The sequence below is a fragment of the Aequorivita sp. CRS11 genome (assembly GCF_059693805.1).
The window spans coordinates 452,441-471,303 of the sequence record NZ_JCATIG010000001.1; the positions used below are offsets into that span (position 1 = coordinate 452,441).

Here is an 18,863-nt window from a genome sequence, read left to right on the forward strand (position 1 = left end):
GTCTTAATTAAATAGAATTAGTGAATTCAGTTTTTAAAAGAAAAGGTTGCCAATTTTCAAAACTATGTATTATCTGAAATGACAATATTCCATTAATACGCAACATAGGTGATTTGTTAATTGAATTATTTACCGAAATACTGATTGAGTAAATTCCTTTAGACAATTGATTATTTTGATGTGTAATATAAAAATTTATATGGTTATTATTAATTTCAATCTTCGAATTAGAATCATTACAATTCATTAATGCAATTGGCCTTTGTTCTTTATCATATAAAGTAATATAAAATATAGGAACTTCAAAAGCCCTTTTTAATTCGAAAGAAAAATAAAAATTAAGATTTTCACCCCAAGAGATTTCACTAAGAACTTCTTTGGAATTGTTGTCAATTAATTTAACCTCTTTTAGTAAAATACTCCCATCATCAAAAACCACATTACTTTCATTATCTGCAAACCGAGTGTAATACTTATCAATTGCCTTGCCGACTTCATCTCCTTGAAAAATGGCCTCACCCTTATCCATTAATATTATCTGGTTACAGATTCGCGACACCATCGGCATACTATGCGAGACAAAAACAATGGCAGTCTTAGGCAAAATGGTATCTATTTGTTTAAAACATTTTAATACAAAGCCCAAATCCCCCACGGCAAGCACCTCGTCAATAATCAACACATCCGGTTCCATCTGTGCCGCCACGGCAAAGCCAAGGCGTACCTTCATCCCGCTGCTGTAGTTTTGTACGGGCATATCGATAAACTCGCGTATTTCAGCAAAGTCTATAATCTCTTCTACTTTTTGGTCTATCTCCTTTCGGGTAAAACCAAGGATGGCACCGTTGTTATAGATGTTTTCCCTGCCGCTAAGTATTGGGTTAAAACCCGCGCCCAATTCTATTAACGCACCTACACGCCCTTTAATGGTTACCTTGCCGGCATCTGGGTTAATAAGTCCGTTTAGTATTTTTAATAGTGTGGACTTTCCGGCTCCATTATGGCCTATCAGGCCCAAGCACTCGCCGCGGCGCAGCTCAAAACTAATATCCTTAACTGCCCAAAACTCCTTGGGGCGTAGCTCCCGCTCATTGCGGTTCCCGCTTAACCCACTGGCCAAATCCTTTACCCCATACCATAGGCTGGTCTTAAGGTCTTTACAGAACTTTTTGGAGAGGTTTTCAACGGATACTAGGACTTCGTTCATTGGTGATTCAGGATTCGGGATTTGTTGATTTGTTATTGGGTTATTGGGTTATTGGGTTATTCGTTAATCGTTAATCGTTATTCGTTATTCGTTATTCGAAAGACATTATCAAAATCCTATTCACTATTCACTATTAACTATTCACTACTCACTATTCACTACTCACTATTCACTATCAAGCACTCATCCTCTCAACCAAAATAGGAATAGAAATTCTATAGAACAACAAAGCAATAAAAAACAGGGGGATACAGCAAGCTATTACTATTAAAAAATAGGTGAGATGTGCTGGGGGCATGCCTACGGCTAGGTCTCGGGCTGTTAAAATTATTGGGGTAAAAGGGTTTAATTCCATTACCGTTTTCATTATACCGTCTTTGGGAATAGCATAGACCACAGGTGTAACGTACATCAAAAAGCCCAGCCCAAAGCCTATCAAGCGGCCAATATCTTTATAAAGCATCCCTAAGGGGGTGATAAACAACCCAAGGGTAGTACCAAACAATACCCCGCCCAAAATAGCCAGTGGAAAAAGCAAAAGACTCCAATGAAAGCCTACTCCAAAAAAGAATATAAACACCAATAACAGCAATACTTTTATGGAGCTATTAAACAAGAGCTTATATACGCCCGAAACTACTAATGCTTCCTTTGGGAAATTGATTTTTGACAGGATGGACTTGGCGCTGTTGGTACTGGTCATAGGCGAATTGATGGATTCGGTAATAATAGACCACAACAAAGTACCCGAAAAGGCATAAACTGGGTACGGTATTCCGGTATCGGTAACGCGTACCGTTCCTGAATTGTTCAGAAATATCCAAACAAAGGCCGTAGCAAGAGGGGTTACAAACGCCCAAATAATACCCAGATAGCTCTGGCGGTACTGTGCTTGTATGTCACGCTTTGCCAATTGGAAGGACAAAAACCTCGACCGCGCTATATCGGCCAGGCTCTCTTTCAGCAACTTGCCTATACGAAGGTTATTTTCTTTTTGATAGACTTTGGTTTCCAGTTCCATTGGGTTTGGGGAGCGGGTTTTATTCTTTGGGGCTAAGATAGGGATTTTGGTTAAACTGTTGTCGGTTATCTGTTGTCGGTTGTCGGTTAATCGGTTATCTGTTATCGGTTGTCGGTTCTCGGTTGTCCGTTGTGGATTGGGGATTTTGGAATTCGGGATTTGGGATTTGGGATTTTTGGTTTCTTGTTTCTTGTTTCTTGTTTCAGGTTTTAACTGTCAGGTTGAGTGGATTTGGGGGAGCGGTAACTAGCTCAAGTTTGTATTGAGACCTTATTTGGGTTGTTTGTTCTCGGTTGTCTGTTCTCGGTTGTCTGTTGTGGATTTGGGATTTGGGATTCGTTAATTCGAGATTTGGCACTTCGACAAGCTATTAGAACAGGCTTTTTTTTCCGCTCCGCTTTGCAAAAAACACTCGGGACCATGTTTGGGGTTGTGGCGCCGATCCCGTTCTCGATACATTCGCCTCGTGCCTCGGCGAACACTCGAACTGACAAAACTGACAAAGGAGCAAATTGGAGGTAATAAAAAACCCTGCAAAGCTTTTTTGGCTTGCAGGGTTTCAACAAACTATTTAGATAAAGTTTTTCATTTTTCCTTCGTATTTAAAATATCAGAAGTGGCAGGTGTATTAACCTTTTCTACTTGAACTTCTGAGGGAATGGAAATAGGCTGCGTTTGTTGTTCATTGTTTTTCACATCAGCACTTGCTTCACTAGCACCATTAGACTTTATAGGTATTTTTGCAACATCTTGTAATTGACTTCTTACTGGTGTTTTAATTTCATTTTTTCTAGTATCTGTAATTGATTCATTATTTTTCGCAGTAAGGTTAAGTGGTCCTGGCCCTTCTGGCAATCTAAGACCTACATGTTTTGAAACCACTCTACCATTTGCGTCTTTAGTATCTGCTCGGTTTGCAACAATTTGCCACGAAAAAGGCACATTGCTAGTTCCATTTTGTAATTCCTTTACCGTAAAACCATCGGCTGATTTGTTTGTAACATACACACCATTACAATCCCCTTCTAAAGTAACAAAAACCTTTAAAGGATGTTCGCTATCTATATGTAATGATTGTTTTAATACAGGATCTAATGCAATATACGCCTGACCATTTACCAACTGCCCTACGCCATAATCCTGAAACACGATTTCTGGTGCTTCTGGCGCAAACATAATTCGCGGTACGTTATTGCTATCATTTATAAGAGTAGATACAGTTCCTGGCCCCACTATTTTAAAATCAGTTCCGGATAGGCCATCACCGACGGTTTCATATCGTAAACCAACATAGGCATAAGAAGGGATAGTTGCGGCTCCACCTGTTCTTACGGTACCTCCGCTAAAATATCCTCCGAAATAACTATCCCGTGCTGGAAAAGAGGTTCCTGAATTATCATTAAAAGCAATATTATCAAACCCTGCAATTACAGCACTTGCTCTAATTCCATTGTTATTATTTGCGCCATTGTTACTGACGTTATTATCTGTATCTAACATAAAAATGCCTCCTGCATTTCCTCTATTACCATTAGCTACAGCTCCCAAACCAGCATAACCAAACACTCCATTTCGGGTCCCACTACCTGCAACGCCGCCGCCATTTGTATTTGTAATGATTGATGTACTATTATTTCCAGTTCCAATAACACCTGTACCAGTTGCAACTCTACCATGACTAAATATACCATTTTCACCATTTGAAGCAATTCCGGTTCCAGAGGCTAAGTATGAAGATAAAGGAATATTATTTCCAGTGGCTAAAAGACCTGTTCCTGTAGCACTTATATGAAAACCACTAATTCCAAATCCACCTGCATTATTGGATATTCCATAAACACCACTACCAGTTCCAGTATTTTGACCATACACACCATTATTAGCATTGCCCGCATCCCCCCTAACACCATTCCCGGTTCCTTGATTCCAACCGTATACTGCTGTTCCACTAGAAGTGTTATAACCTGCTACACCAATCCCTACTCCATCGTTAAAACCTCTTACGCCAAGACCCGCAGCAGGATTATAACCATCCACGCCAATACCACCACCAGTACTTTGCCCATACACTCCATATCCTACAGCTACATTCCCAAATACACCTACTGAATTTGTTGTAGCGTTTTCTCCATATATACCTACACCACCTGCCCCAGATGCATAACCATTTATAGCATATTCATTATTTGCACCCTGTACAGTTAAACGATCCCCTGCAATTGGTGCTCCTGTATCATTAATTACTACTTGACCATTAGCAAGAAAACGCATTCGTTCTGTGGCAGTAGTTGAAATTGCTAATGTATTTGCAGCGCTTCTGTAAATTCCAATATCTGGATCTGAAACCCAGGAATAAAAAGGCAATGCCGCAGTTCCATTTGAATTGGCATGTACCTGATTTGAATTTGGTATCCTAAATCGTTCAGTACCATTTGTAGAAAAACCTATCACATTGGCTGCCTGTTGAAACATCCCTGTTCCCACGTTAGCGTTCCAAGAATAGATAGGTGATGAAGCATCTCCATTTGTATATGCTCTTAGTCTTCCTCCATTTGCTTGGGTTGTTCCATTGGTTATTTCAAAACGATCGAAAGATGTTGTTTTAATTCTTAGGGCAATGTCATCTGTAGTGCCCAAAAAATTGGTTCCCGGAACGGTACCCGCATTTCCCCAACGGCCCCAATCGTTATTTGGTGCATCGGTGGCAAGGCGCACCCACTGCGAACCATCATTATAATAATAGCCCGGAGTAACATCGCCAGCTGTGTTTTTGTTATACACGACCATGCCTTGTACGTGGGCCGTCATGGGGGCAAAATTTGATGTATTTACAAGATTTACTCTTGGCAGTAACAAACCCTTTGTAGTCGTGGTGGCATCACCAATTTCGAGAAGCGAATCGTCATTTGGATTTGTATTCCCAATACCAACTTGGGCAAAAGTGCTAAATGAAAGAATTAAAAAGAGACCGCAAATACTAAAAGCAAGCCCCTGGGGAGTGTACATTTTTTTCATAAAAATAGTTTTAAAATTAAAACGAAATTATTATGATAAGGGGCATAACAATGATATGGAAGTAGTGAAAAAAACGCAAATTTTTTAAGCTATACTTAGCTCTACGGGCTTTTTGATACAAAATGCTCAAAATATTCGTTAAGACGTTTTTGATTTTCGACAAAGGGTTAAAATATGTAGGAAAAATACATATTGAGTAAGTGCTTAAATTGTAGGAATTTAAAACTTTAACATTTTGAAATTGTTAAAATCGAGGGGAATTCTTCTAGAAGTAGGTTTTTTGGGCTGTGAATTGTGAACTGTGAGACGTGAATAGTGAATAGTTAGTAGTTAGTTGTTAATAGTTAGTAGTTAATAGTTGTAGTCAGTAGTCAGTAGTCAGTAGTGAATTAAATAAAACTGAAAACTGAAAACTGAAAACCGACAACTAATCAGAACTGCTCCCAAGTAAGTTTCAATCCATCTTTCACTGAAAATAATGGGTCATAATCCAATAGCTTTCGGGCTTTGTCAATATTTGCCAGGGAATCGCGTACATCGCCTTTGCGCGGTGGGCCATAGTTTGCTTTTACTTCTTTGCCAGAAATAGATTTTAATTCTTTCCATAGTGTGTTCAGACTTATTCTATCACCATAAGCCACGTTGAAAACCTCATTTACAGCTTCTTCTTTAGCAAAAAAGGCACGGACGTTTGCCTGTACGGCGTTCTGGACAAATGTAAAATCACGGGTCTGCTCGCCATCGCCATTGATAGTAGGTGCCTTTTCATCTTTTAACGCTTGCATAAAAAGTGGAATTACGGCAGCATAAGCACCCGTGGGGCTTTGGTTGGGCCCAAACACGTTGAAGTAACGCAAACCAATGGTTTGTGTGCCGTACGTTTTGAAGAACACATCTGCATAGAGCTCATTCACTAATTTTGTTACCGCATAGGGTGAAAGCGGTTTACCGATAATGTCTTCTTCTTTGGGAAGGTTTTGGCTATCGCCATAAGTAGAGCTGGAGGCTGCGTACACCAAACGTTTTACGGTTTCACTTTCCTTTTGAGCGACGAGCATATTCAAAAAACCCGTAACGTTTACTTCGTTTGAAGTAATAGGATCGTTAATGGAGCGGGGAACCGAACCTAAGGCGGCTTGATGCGATACATAGTCAATACCGTCCATCGCTTTTTTGCAGGTTTCTAAATCGCGAATATCTCCTTCCAGAAATTCAAAGCTCGGATTATTTTGAAATGGTTCAAGATTTTTTATAAAACCCGTTGCCAGATTATCCAGCACGCGAACTTTTTTGGCATTATTTCGCAATAAATAAGCCACAAGATTTGAGCCTATAAAGCCTGCACCGCCAGTTATTAGGAAAGCATGTTTTGAGAGGTCCGTAGTATGGTATTTTGGAGTTTGCAAAGCGTTAATTGTTAATTATGGATTTATCTTTTAACCACAGAGGACACTGCGTTTTTCACAAAGGTCACAAATATTTTTGTAATGTCCCTTAGTGCCTTCTTTGTGTTCTTTGTGGTTTACTTTTTATGGAATTTGTAAAATTTTATTTATTAATATAAAAGTCGTCAACAAGCGCATAATTAGACAGCAGAAAACTGACAACCGAGAACCGAAAACTACAAACATCCATCAACAATATTTTTTGGAAAAAACGATTTCACATCAAACACTACCGACGGCGATGCCCTGTGTTTTTCTACATTAAAATCTGAAAACTCCCTATGGCCTACTGCCAATATAATGGCTTCATAATTTTTCTTTAGTTGTCCTTCTTCGCTTAATAAACGCAGTCCAAACTCATTGGATACTTCGGTAGCTTTTGCCCACGGATCATAAACATCTATGTTGAGGTTGTATTTACGCAACTCTTCTATAACATCTATCACTTTACTGTTACGTATATCGGGACAGTTTTCCTTAAAGGTAATACCCATAACGAGTACGTGTCCGCCTTTTACCTTGCATTCCCTTTGGATCATTAATTTAACCACCTCTTGGGCCACATAGTTACCCATACCGTCATTCATACGTCTTCCGGCTAAAATAATCTCTGGATTATAACCTTCTTCCTGTGCTTTCTGTGCCAAATAATATGGGTCTACCCCTATACAATGTCCACCGACAAGGCCAGGTGTAAATTTTAAAAAGTTCCATTTGGTGCCCGCAGCTTCCAAAACATCTTGGGTATCTATATCCAACAATCGGAATATTTTTGAAAGTTCATTTACAAAGGCAATATTGATATCGCGCTGTGAATTTTCAATAACCTTAGCGGCCTCAGCCACTTTTATGGAAGGTGCCAAATGGGTCCCGGCCGTTATTATTGAAGCATATAATTGATCTATATATTCAGCTGCTTCGGGTGTGGAGCCAGAGGTTACTTTTAATATCTTGGTAACGGTATGTTGCTTATCGCCCGGATTGATTCTTTCTGGAGAATATCCTGCGTAGAAATCTTCATTGAACTTAAGATGTGAGTAAACTTCGAGGATAGGAACACAGATATCCTCGGTAACTCCGGGATAAACTGTGGATTCATAAATAACCACATCGCCTTTTTTCAAAAGTTTCCCCACAGTTTCACTAGCTTTTTGAAGCGGTGTCAATACAGGTTGATTGTACTTATTGGTTGGTGTAGGCACTGTAACTATAAAAACCGTAGCCTCAGCCATTTTAGAAGCATCGTCCGTAACAATAAGTCCGGTAGCTTCGGATTGTGTCAAGGCTTTTTTCAATTCTTCGGAAGAAAGCTCCAAAGTACTGTCAAGCCCCTGCTGTAATTGCTTGATGCGTTCTGAATTGATATCGAAACCGATTACTTTATATTTTTCAGCGAAAGCGGCGGCAAGCGGCAAGCCAACATAGCCTAAGCCGATTATTGCGATTGAGGGGTTTTGTTTCATTTTGTGGATGCTAGGGATACTATTGTTGCTTTTGATACCATTGTTTTTAAAGTTTTTTCGTCAATCGGCATCTTTGGTCGGCAAAATTACGGGTTTTAATAGAAATAGAGGATGTTAAAAGTAAAAACATCCCTCCCCCGCCCTCCCTTCGAAGGGAGGGGGTAGTTTCGGAAATGACTCATGTTTTGTTATAAGCGTCAAAAGCCACCCTTTGAAGGGGGATTTAGGAGGATGTCAATCAGAATTTTAATTACAAAGAAGGTTCTACTCGAAAAAACATCCCTCCCCCGCCTCCCTTCGAAGGGAGGGGCTAGATTTGGAAATAACTCATGTTTTGTTATAAGCATCAAAAGTCCCCCTTTGAAGGGGGATTTAGGGGGATGTCAATCAGAATTTCAATTAAAAAGAAAATTCTACTCTAAAGAACATCCCTCCCCCGCCTCCCTTCGAAGGGAGGGGCTAGGTTTGGAAATAACTTATGTTTTGTTATAAGTATCAATAGTCCCCCTTTGAAGGGGGATTTAGGGGGATGTCAATCAGAATTTTAATTAAAAAGAAGGTTCTACTCGAAAAAACATCCCTCCCCCGCCTCCCTTCAAAGGGAGGGGCCAGTTTCGGAAATAAATCATGTTTTGTTATAAGCATCAAAAGCTACCCTTTGAAGGGGGATTTAGGGGGATGTCAATCAGAATTTTATTTGTCGGAAGAATTAAAAAGCCCCCTCTTTGAAGAGGGGGTTTGGGGGAGATGTTACTTTCTTCTAAAAATCCTTTTTGCCCTATCCCAAAGTGTAGGGGGTTTTATGTGTTCGTGATATCCGTTGCCGTAATTGCCATAGGTACCGTAGCCGTAACCATAGCCGTACCCATAGCCGTAACCATAACCGTAGCCTTTTCCTGCTTTTTCAACATAGCCATTCAAGACAATGCTAATATGTTTAACTTCGCCGGTCTTGTATTTTTCGTTAACAAAAGTGAACATATTTTTATGGGTATAATTGAAACGGGCCATATAAAGCGTGGCGTCAACGTGTTTCATAAGTTCCAACGAATCGGAAACAAGGCCCAATGGCGGGGAATCCAGAATAATATAATCATAGCGCTCCTTGAGAGCATCAATCAAATTATCCAATTTTTCACTGATCAATAATTCGGAGGGGTTTGGGGGTATTGGTCCAGAAGGGATTACATCCAAATGCGCTATTTCGGTTTTTTGAATTACGGTGTCAATATCTGCTTCATCTATGAGAAAATTGACTACTCCCACGTCATTGTTGATATTGAAATCTCCAAAAATCTTAGGCTTTCTAAGGTCAAGCCCCACCAAAACCGTATTTTTTTCACTTAGTGCAAATACCGAAGCAAGGTTTATCGAGCAGAACGTTTTTCCTTCCCCACTGACGGAACTGGTTACCAATACTGTTTTGGCTCCTTTTATGCCCTGCTTTTTATATATGAACTGCAAGCTTGACCGCAGTGCCCTAAACGCTTCGGCCATAGCCGATTTTGGCTTGGTAAGAACTACCAAGTTGCTGTCAATTGGGCTTTTCCCTATAATGCCCAAAAGCGGAATGGAAGTAATCCGTTCCAGATCCTTTACGTTGCTTATTTTGGTATCAAAGAATACGCGTAAGAATACAAAGACCAAGGGAAAGAATAATCCAAGTAGGCCGGCCATCATATAGTTTAACTGGGTATTAGGGCCAATTTGTCCGCCACCTGTATCCTTTGCGGAATCTATCACCATCACATCGCTTACATTGGCAGCCTTTACTAGTCCCGCTTCACTGCGCTTTGCCAAAAACAGGTTGTATGTTCCCTGACTCAGGTTATAGCGGCGCTCAATGTTCAATAGATCCTGTTGCTCCTTTGGAAGTTTTCGTATCTCTCCTTCATATCTCCCAATATCGCGGTTGATGGAAGTAAGTTCCTGGTTTTTTAAGCTTTTTGAGGAACGAATATTTTCCAGCAATACAGTTTTGACTGCATCAATCTGACGGTCAATATCATTAAAAATTGGGGCGCCTTCCTTAAAGGAATACTGAAGCTTGTTGCGTTCTTCCGCAAGGGCAACGATCTTTCCTACCCCTGATACTACACTAGCTTCTGAAATACCTGCTACTGAGGGAGCGGGTACATCTCTATAATCGGAACGGTTTATAAGATAATCCTGAAGTGTGTTATAATAATTAAGTTCACGGTTTACGGATTCTTTTCGCAAATCCAATTCATTCAATTTAGCATTTATCTCAGAACCTTCGCTTTCCAGATTAAAGATGGCATTTTTGTTTTTGAATTGGTTAAGCTCGTCTTCCACAGTAGAAAGTTCGGCTGATTTAATGGCAAGGCTGCTATCAATAAATTTAATGGTTTTTGTGGCGAACAAGTTTTTGCGCTCCAGCATATCTTCGCTTAACACTTCAACGGAAGTATTTAAGTAATCCACCAACTGTGCTTTGTTATTGCCCGTAAGCCTCATTCTAAGCACGGAGGAACCTTTACTTTCTGGATCAACGCGTACCCCAAGATATCTTTTTACAATACCATCATAGTTTCGAAATACAATATAATAGGGCGTTCCCGGTTTTGAGATCATTTCGGGATTGGGCATGAGAACCCCATTAAAAAAGGGAAGCCGTATGGGTTCGCCGATTTTGAAATCCTGTGAAAATTCGCCAGCATCCACAAACCTCGAGCTTCTTTCCTTTGTGCTGTAATTTTGAAGGTTGATGTTTCCTGCTTCCTCAAAGGCTACACTTAGATTAAAATTCACCGAATCCTTAAAAACAATCTTGATTTGTTTGTTAAGCATTTGTGCTTTGGCAGTATCTACTTCCACAAAAAAGGGAGTCTGCTTATAAGCGTTCACCTGCTGGTATTTTCCATCGCGCAGGTAATCCATATAATATTGCAAGCGCTCCACCACTTTTTCATTATGCGAACGGGATTGCAAGGTGATAACGGCTGTATTCACCTTATCAGTAGTACCTCCCCAATTAAAGGTTAGGCTGGTATTAGAGGTGAAAAAGGGGTTTTGGTCGTCCTTTATGGAAACCATATTTTCCATTTGGTAAATAGGTAGTTTACGGACGTTGATATAATACGCTATGGAAAAAGCAATAATCAGAGAAACCAAAAACAGCGGCCAATGGTGTACAAGCCTAAATAGAAAACCTTTAAAATCAAAGGTGGTATGGGTTTCGTTTATTTCGAATTCCTCGCTCATATATTTTTATAATCGGGTAAACAACAAAATGGTAGTAACCAAAGCCGTTGTGATGGAAATAATAGTTGTGAATGATTGCAGTCCAGTGGTACCCGTACCCAATGATTTTTGCGGCAGTGGGTTAATCAAAATTAGGTCGTTCGGTTTCACATAATAATACGGCGAATTCATAGCATCAAGTTTTGTAAGGTCTATGTGGTGTACCTTCTGCCCTGCCGGATATTGGCGGATAATTACCACATCGCTGCGGTCTCCCGTTAACTCAATATCGCCACTATTGGCAATGGCTTCCATAATACTAACCTGATCGCGATAGATGATTTTTGAACCGGGACTGCCTATTTCACCGTTAATGGTATAACGGATTCCGGCCAATTTTACGGTTACAAATACATTTGCCTCGGCCTTAAAATAATCCCGAAGCAGTATTTCTTCCAAGCGTTCGCGAACCTCGTCAACTGTATAACCCAAAACATTCATCTCGCCCAAACTCGGAATGCGGATATTACCGTGGTCATCCACCACAAAACCGTCGTAATACAGTCTTTCCTCACCTGTAGCGTTTGGATTGGCATCGCTTATCGGGTTAAAAATACCCACGGTTTCCTGGTCTAAAGCCTTTACCCGGATACTCAACAGGTCGTTTATTTGAAGTCGGTAGGGTTCCTGCCTTTTTCGCAAAAGTGCCAAAGTATCGGTACTACTGGTGTTTTCCTGCAAATAGGTAAGCTGTTTTGTTGTTACACAGGAAGTAGCGCACAGAGCGAAAATTAAAAATAGCAATACATACGTAAGCTTCATAAAAGATAGGGTTGTTAATGGACAAATATAAAGTAACGCATTTAATAATGAAACATTTTTTCGGCTTGGAACATTTTCAGAAAATTGTTGCGAAAATAAAGGGCAATTGAAAAGAAATGTAGCAACGCAAGTGGGCTCTTTAAAATTCTTGGTCCAATCCTTAAAGATAAAAATCTTACTTTTGAATGTTCTCCATAAAATTACACCTATGAAATATTCCGTATCAATCACCATAGATAAACCCGTGGATGAGGTTGTCGCGCTTTTTGACAATGTTGATAATATGAAAAAGTGGATGGAAGGTCTTGAAAGTTTTGAACACATTAGCGGAACGCCCGGCGAAGTGGGCGCAAAATCCCGATTGGAATTCAAGATGGGAAAGCGGGAAATTGAAATGATAGAAACCATAACAGCCAAAAATCTGCCCGAAGAATTTACAGCAACCTATGAGGCCAAAGGGGTTTTCAATATTGTGAAAAACAGTTTTGAGCCCTTGTCCGGCAATAAAACCAAGTACAGCACCGAACAGGAATTTCAGTTTAAGGGCTTTATGAAACTGATGGGCCTTTTGATGCCCGGGGCCTTTAAAAAGCAATCCATGAAATATTTGCAGGATTTTAAGGCCTTTGCGGAAAGTCAATAAATAGTAAGAATGAGCAAAGAAAAGTTGATTAAAAGATTGCGCTGGTACTATCCTTTGGAGAAATTCCACGCTTTTTTCACATTTCCCCTTTTGGCGATCTATTTTCTTACACAATATCCTTTTATAAAAAGTATTTGGTTTCTCTATGGCATGCTGGTGTGTATTTTAATTCTTTACCAAGGACAAAAATATTGGCAACTTAAGCTATGGCGGATGGAAGGAAAGCCGTTTTCACAGGTGAAAAATTTAAAGTTCTTCAAAAAGGCAAAACGTATTAATTTCCTTTTGATAATGGGCATGCCTGTTATTTTAGTTGTTCAATTATTAATTGTGAACTGGAGTGAGTCTGATCTGGATATTGTATTGTGGTCTTTTGCGGCAAATCTTTTCGCCATTCTGGAGCACATCAATTATTACCATACACAATTGATGGTGGACAACACGTCGGATGTGGCATATATTCTTAGGAATAAAAAGTTGAAAACCGCTAGTTTGGCGAAGGATTTAAAGGAGAATCGTTTTTAAAAATTTGAATTATTCAAGTAATTCTTCATTCCATATTATTCATTAAACATTTGCAGTACTTTTGCCGAAAATATAAACCGTGAACTACCTTTCAGTAGAAAATATCTCCAAGTCCTTCGGGATGCGGGTTTTGTTTGAAAATATCTCCTTCGGAATAAACGAGGGACAAAAAATAGGCTTCGTAGCCAAAAACGGAACCGGAAAAACTTCCCTTCTAAATATAATTGCCGGAAACGATAAGGCCGATACGGGCAATGTTGTTTTCAGAAAAGGTTTGAAAATTGCATACTTGCCACAGGAACCCGATTTGGATCCTAAACTAACAGTAGAACAAACCATTTTTGATTCAGATAATCCTATTCTCAAAATTATTGAGAATTACGAGCACGCGATTGAAAATCCCGACGATTCCGAAGCATACCAAAAAGCATTCGATGCCATGGATGCCCACCATGCCTGGGATTTTGAAACGCGCTACAAACAGATTCTTTTCAAATTGAAACTGGAAGACCTACACGCCAAAGTTGGGAGTTTGAGCGGGGGACAAAAAAAGCGTCTCGCTCTGGCAAACGCATTGCTTACTACTCCCGATTTGTTGATAATGGATGAGCCAACAAACCATTTGGATCTTGAAATGATTGAATGGCTGGAAAATCTTTTTGCAAAGGAAAATTTCACACTGTTTATGGTTACGCACGACCGTTATTTTTTGGAACGCGTATGTAACGAAATTGTGGAATTGGACGAAGCAACGCTTTACAGTTACAAAGGAAATTACAGTTATTACTTAGAAAAACGCGACGCGCGGATAGAAAACGAAGCCACCGAAACAGGAAAGGCGAAGCAGCTTTTTAAAAAGGAACTGGAGTGGATGCGCCGCCAACCCAAGGCGCGAACCACCAAAAGTAAAAGCCGGATTGACGATTTCCACGAAATAAAGGATCGCGCCAGCAAGCGCCGAAATGACCACCAAGTGCAATTGGAACTGAATATGGAGCGGATGGGAACCAAAGTTGTGGAGCTTCATAAGATATCAAAATCGTTTGGGGATAAAGTTTTGTTGGACAAGTTTGAATACAACTTCAATCGTGGCGAACGCGTTGGAATTATTGGGAAAAACGGAACGGGAAAATCTACTTTTTTGAATATTCTTACGGGAGCTTTAAAACCCGATTCGGGAAAAGTAGTTGTGGGCGAAACCGTGCAATTCGGCTACTACACCCAAGCCGGAATAAATATTAAGGAAGGTCAAAAAGTGATTGACGTAATCCGCGAGTACGGCGATTATATTCCGTTGAAAAAAGGTCGGCAGATCTCGGCATCGCAACTTTTGGAACGTTTTCTATTCGACCCAAAAAAGCAATATGATTTTGTGGAAAAATTGAGCGGTGGTGAACGCAAACGTCTTTATTTGTGTACGGTTTTAATCAAAAACCCAAACTTTTTGATTCTCGATGAACCTACCAATGATCTTGATATTGTTACGCTGAATGTTTTGGAAAGCTTTCTGTTGGATTTTCCTGGCTGTCTTTTGGTAGTGAGCCACGACAGGTATTTTATGGATAAAATTGTAGACCATCTTTTTGTTTTCAGAGGAAATGCCGAAGTGGAAGATTTCCCCGGAAATTATACAGACTTTAGAGTTTACGAGGATAGTAATATACAGGAAAAACGAGAAGCCAGCGAAGCAGCGCCAAAGATAAAAAGAGACTGGAAGCAGGATACAGGTCCCGCGAAACTGAGTTATAACGAGCAGAAGGAATACAATAAACTGGAAAATGAAATTGCCAATCTGGAAAAGGAACGGGAAACACTTCAAAATAAATTCGCCACCGAAAACTGGGACGGCGAAGAGATTGACAAACAATCCATAAAACTACAGGAAATAATCGATTCCATTGAAGCGAAGGAAGAACGTTGGTTTGAGCTTTCTGCGAAAATGGAGGGATAATTTTATTGTTTATTGCTATTATTTATTGGAAACGCTGCGTTCTCTGCGTCTCTGTAGTGCTATTTTACTGCAAAAGCGCAAAGGAAGAAAAGAATTATATTTGAATTATGCTTCTACACTTAACCCTTAACCCTTAACCCTTAACTCTTAACACTTAACTCTTAACACTTAACACTTAACACTTTACTTCCCCCGTGATCCACCAATCAAAAAGTTACATAAAATTTGTTCGGCTCTCCAAAAACAAGCACGGTGTGCACTCCCCTTTTGTTTATGGTTTAGTAACAAATTGTTTTAACGATAAAACGAAATATCCCGAATATGAAATTCTGAAATCGCACCGAAAGGCTTTGCGAAGTGACACTTCAATGGTTGAAATGAAGGATTTTGGTCAAGGGTCGCGTGTTTTTAAAGGCAGCGCAAGAAAAGTTTCCGCGGTTTTGAAAAATGCGGGAATGCGCAAAAAGCGACAACGGCTACTATTCCGCTTGGCGAAATATTTCAACAGTGAAAATGTTTTGGAACTTGGGACTTCACTGGGTTTGGGAACGGTTGCGCTTTCACTTTCAAATGAATTTGCAGCAATTAATACCGTGGAAGGTTGCCCGAATACATTAGGGAAAGCACAGGATTATTTTGAGAAATTCAATCTGCACAATATTCAAATCCATCAAGAAGTATTTAGTGAATTCCTTTCAGAATCCCGAAGCCTCGGGACAGAAAAATATGACCTAATCTTTATAGACGGCGACCACAATGGGGAAAGGACTTTCGGTTATTTCAATTCCCTTTTAAAAAATATCCATAATGATTCAATCATTATTTTTGACGATATATACTGGAGCAAGGATATGACTGAGGCTTGGCAGAAAATAATCGCAAATGAAAAAGTAACGGTAAGCATCGATACTTTTCAATGGGGATTGGTATTTTTCAGAAAAGAGCAGCCGAAACAGCATTTTGTGATAAGGGTTTGATGAATTGATACTATGATTACTGTAGATTCTATTGTTTATTGAATATTTTGTAACACTACGCTTACCTTTGCGTCCTATTAAGCATATTGAAAAACGTCTATGAGTTTAGTTATTAAAATCCGAAATATCACTCGCGATTTTCCACTTGGGAACGAAGTGGTTAAAGTATTAAAGGGAATAGATTTGGACATTGAGCGCGGTGAGTATGTAGCGCTGATGGGGCCTTCCGGCTCGGGAAAATCTACTTTGATGAACCTTTTGGGATGTTTGGACACCCCCACTTCCGGCAGCTATGAGCTAAACGGAAAGGATGTGAGCAATATGACCGATGATGAATTGGCTGAAATAAGAAACAAGGAAATAGGGTTTGTGTTTCAAACCTTTAACCTGCTGCCCCGCACCACGGCGCTCGAAAACGTAGCGCTACCAATGGTTTATGCGGGCGCCTCAAAAAGCGAACGCACCGAACGCGCAAAACAAGTATTGACTGATGTTGGTTTGGCCGACCGAATGGACCATAAACCCAACCAACTTTCCGGTGGTCAAAGGCAACGTGTAGCCGTTGGCAGGGCTCTAGTAAACCATCCTTCCATTATTTTGGCTGATGAGCCGACGGGAAATCTAGACTCAAAGACTTCGGAAGAAATAATGAATCTTTTTAACGAAATCCACAAAGCTGGCAATACAGTGATTCTCGTTACCCACGAAGAGGATATTGCTGAAAATGCCCATAGAATTATCAGACTTCGGGACGGGATTGTTGAGAGCGACACCAAGAAAGAAATGGTTAATTCGTGATTCGTTAATTGGTGATTTGGAATTTGGAATTTGGAATTTGGAATTTTGTAGATTCAAAAAAACTTTCCTAATGGCTCATGCCTAAAAATAAATATTTCAAATTTCGCACTTCCCCTTTCATATTTTATCTTTGAAGTATGAATCTTGATTTTTCAAATCCCCTCGTTTTAATAATTGGCGGAATCCTGCTGCTTGCCATTCTCTATTTTTGGAACAAACGCAATGCTTCAAACCAGAAAGCACGTCGCAATAGAAATTTCCGCAGTAGCTATTACGAGCGGAAAAAGGAACGGGAAAAAGAAAGTGGGCGGTAGTCAGTTGTAGTGGCGGTAATGGACATTATTATACAAGAAGGTGGAACCAAGTTTACCAAATTTAATTTTTCAGAATCTTTTTTATTAAGCTTCCATTGTGAGTAGTGATCTGTAAAAAATATAAGCCATTTTGAAGATGGGATATATCAAGTTCTTTTACATCCCTTTCTTCTGAAAAAAGTCGTTTCCCGAAAATGTCATAGACAACGATCTCTTCAATAGATTCATTTTTTGAATCAATGAATATTTTATCACTGCTTGGATTAGGGGAAACCCTTAAATTTCTGAGTGAATTATCCATTACCCCCAAAATCATATAGTTTTCATACCATACAAGTTTATTGTTATTTTGGGAAGCGGCAAACACGTCCATATCGGTATCGCCATCGATATCGGCGGCACACACGGCCCGGGTTAATTTCAGTTCGTTGCCGATTACCTGTTTTGGCCCAAAGTTTCCGAGACCGTCAAGGTTCTCGCTCCAGGCGATCTCAGAGTTCTCCACAATGGCCGATTCCGTTGAACCGTATAGAACATCCACATCGCCATCATTGTCCAGGTCGGCACAAAAAACACTGGTACACTGCAAGGCTTCATTGGTCACGACCCGTTGCGGCCCAAAAGTGCCCTGCCCGTCGAGATTTTCGTGCCAGGCCACACGGTCGTCGCCATTGGTACAGCCCATAATATCCATATCGCCATCGCCGTCTATATCTGCACAAAAAACATCGGCTACGTATGCAGCCTGTCCTGCCACAATGTTTTGCGACCCAAAATTTCCCTGCCCGTCCAGGTTCTCGAACCACGAAATGGTAACCGTATTGGCCGAGTTGGCCACCACATCAAGATCGCCGTCATTGTCAATATCGGCAGCAAAAACCGATCTGCAGCCAAGCAAGTTAGAAGAAATGAGGTTTCGGGCAGAAAAACTGCCCAGACCATCCAGATTTTCGTACCAAGCAGCTGTATTTTGTTGATCTATAGCCGCAAGAATGTCTAAATCACCGTCTCTATCAAGGTCAACCCCTATGGCATCGTTAACATTATCCGCATTGTTATCAATTATTTTTGGAGGTCCAAAAGTTCCCGCCCCATCCAAGTTTTCTATCCATAAAACCTTATCTTGGTATGTATCCGACACTAATATATCAGTATCACCATCGCCATCCAAGTCAGCTGTACTAACACCATAAATTTCTGATAGATCGACAATCAATTGCAACGACCCAAAGCTACCCTGGCCATCAAGGTTTTTATACCATGATACGCCATTTGTAGAGCGTGCCCCGGAAATAACATCGGGGTAGCCATCGCCATCAATATCGGCTACCGTTACCACTACGGGGAGTGCCGCATCTGTACCAATGAGCTGTTCTGTACCAAATTGAGCCAGGCTTTTGGGTGCCACAAAAACAAATATGACAAAAAGTAAGAGTTTCATAACAATAGGGAACGTCCGGAGACGTATATTTTGAGTT

At 40.2% G+C, this 18,863-nt stretch carries 14 protein-coding genes; 6 read left to right on the forward strand and 8 right to left on the reverse strand.

The features are described from left to right. Nucleotides 1–7 precede the first annotated feature (7 nt). The 7 genes from AC58DT_RS02200 to AC58DT_RS02230 form a co-directional block, all read right to left on the reverse strand. On the reverse strand, nt 8–1,207 hold the full coding sequence (locus AC58DT_RS02200) for an ABC transporter ATP-binding protein (RefSeq protein WP_497215148.1): 1,200 nt from the start codon (nt 1,205–1,207) through the stop codon (nt 8–10). Between the two features lie 175 nt (nt 1,208–1,382). Continuing rightward, the gene (locus AC58DT_RS02205; RefSeq protein ID WP_497215149.1) at nt 1,383–2,228 is read right to left on the reverse strand and encodes an ABC transporter permease; all 846 of its coding nucleotides are present in this window, start codon (nt 2,226–2,228) and stop codon (nt 1,383–1,385) included. 585 nt (nt 2,229–2,813) lie between these two features. Continuing rightward, on the reverse strand, nt 2,814–5,234 hold the full coding sequence (locus AC58DT_RS02210; protein WP_497215150.1) for a beta strand repeat-containing protein: 2,421 nt from the start codon (nt 5,232–5,234) through the stop codon (nt 2,814–2,816). A gap of 440 nt (nt 5,235–5,674) precedes the next feature. After that, nucleotides 5,675–6,649 (reverse strand): SDR family oxidoreductase, encoded by a 975-nt coding sequence (locus AC58DT_RS02215; protein ID WP_497215151.1) that lies wholly within the window; start codon nt 6,647–6,649, stop codon nt 5,675–5,677. Between the two features lie 215 nt (nt 6,650–6,864). Then, complete coding sequence (locus tag AC58DT_RS02220) at nt 6,865–8,151, reverse strand: nucleotide sugar dehydrogenase (protein ID WP_497215152.1); 1,287 nt, start codon at nt 8,149–8,151, stop codon at nt 6,865–6,867. A 750-nt stretch (nt 8,152–8,901) separates the two neighbouring features. Beyond that, the gene (locus tag AC58DT_RS02225) at nt 8,902–11,376 is read right to left on the reverse strand and encodes a GumC family protein (RefSeq protein ID WP_497215153.1); all 2,475 of its coding nucleotides are present in this window, start codon (nt 11,374–11,376) and stop codon (nt 8,902–8,904) included. 6 nt (nt 11,377–11,382) lie between these two features. Further along, nucleotides 11,383–12,177, reverse strand: a complete 795-nt coding sequence (locus AC58DT_RS02230) for a polysaccharide biosynthesis/export family protein (RefSeq protein ID WP_497215154.1) — start codon at nt 12,175–12,177, stop codon at nt 11,383–11,385. Between the two features lie 208 nt (nt 12,178–12,385). Here AC58DT_RS02230 and AC58DT_RS02235 point away from each other — a divergent pair, with 208 nt between their 5' ends. The 6 genes from AC58DT_RS02235 to AC58DT_RS02260 all read left to right on the forward strand — a co-directional run bounded on the left by AC58DT_RS02235 (nt 12,386) and on the right by AC58DT_RS02260 (nt 17,385). Beyond that, nucleotides 12,386–12,820 (forward strand): SRPBCC family protein, encoded by a 435-nt coding sequence (locus AC58DT_RS02235; RefSeq protein WP_497215155.1) that lies wholly within the window; start codon nt 12,386–12,388, stop codon nt 12,818–12,820. Between the two features lie 9 nt (nt 12,821–12,829). Continuing rightward, nucleotides 12,830–13,345 carry a hypothetical protein gene (locus AC58DT_RS02240; protein ID WP_497215156.1) on the forward strand — a complete coding sequence of 172 codons (516 nt, stop codon included), beginning with the start codon at nt 12,830–12,832 and terminating at the stop codon, nt 13,343–13,345. Nucleotides 13,346–13,424: 79 nt separating this feature from the next. After that, entirely contained in the window at nt 13,425–15,296 is a 1,872-nt protein-coding gene (locus tag AC58DT_RS02245; protein ID WP_497215157.1) for an ABC-F family ATP-binding cassette domain-containing protein, read from the forward strand. A gap of 254 nt (nt 15,297–15,550) precedes the next feature. After that, on the forward strand, nt 15,551–16,273 hold the full coding sequence (locus AC58DT_RS02250) for an O-methyltransferase (RefSeq protein ID WP_497215158.1): 723 nt from the start codon (nt 15,551–15,553) through the stop codon (nt 16,271–16,273). 99 nt (nt 16,274–16,372) lie between these two features. Then, a complete protein-coding gene (locus AC58DT_RS02255; protein ID WP_497215159.1) occupies nt 16,373–17,071 on the forward strand; it encodes an ABC transporter ATP-binding protein in 699 nt (232 codons plus the stop codon). A 137-nt stretch (nt 17,072–17,208) separates the two neighbouring features. Continuing rightward, nucleotides 17,209–17,385 carry a hypothetical protein gene (locus tag AC58DT_RS02260; protein WP_497215160.1) on the forward strand — a complete coding sequence of 59 codons (177 nt, stop codon included), beginning with the start codon at nt 17,209–17,211 and terminating at the stop codon, nt 17,383–17,385. Between the two features lie 61 nt (nt 17,386–17,446). On the opposite strand, the gene AC58DT_RS02265 is transcribed toward AC58DT_RS02260, so the two are convergent. Beyond that, on the reverse strand, nt 17,447–18,826 hold the full coding sequence (locus tag AC58DT_RS02265; protein ID WP_497215161.1) for a T9SS type A sorting domain-containing protein: 1,380 nt from the start codon (nt 18,824–18,826) through the stop codon (nt 17,447–17,449). Nucleotides 18,827–18,863 lie beyond the last annotated feature (37 nt).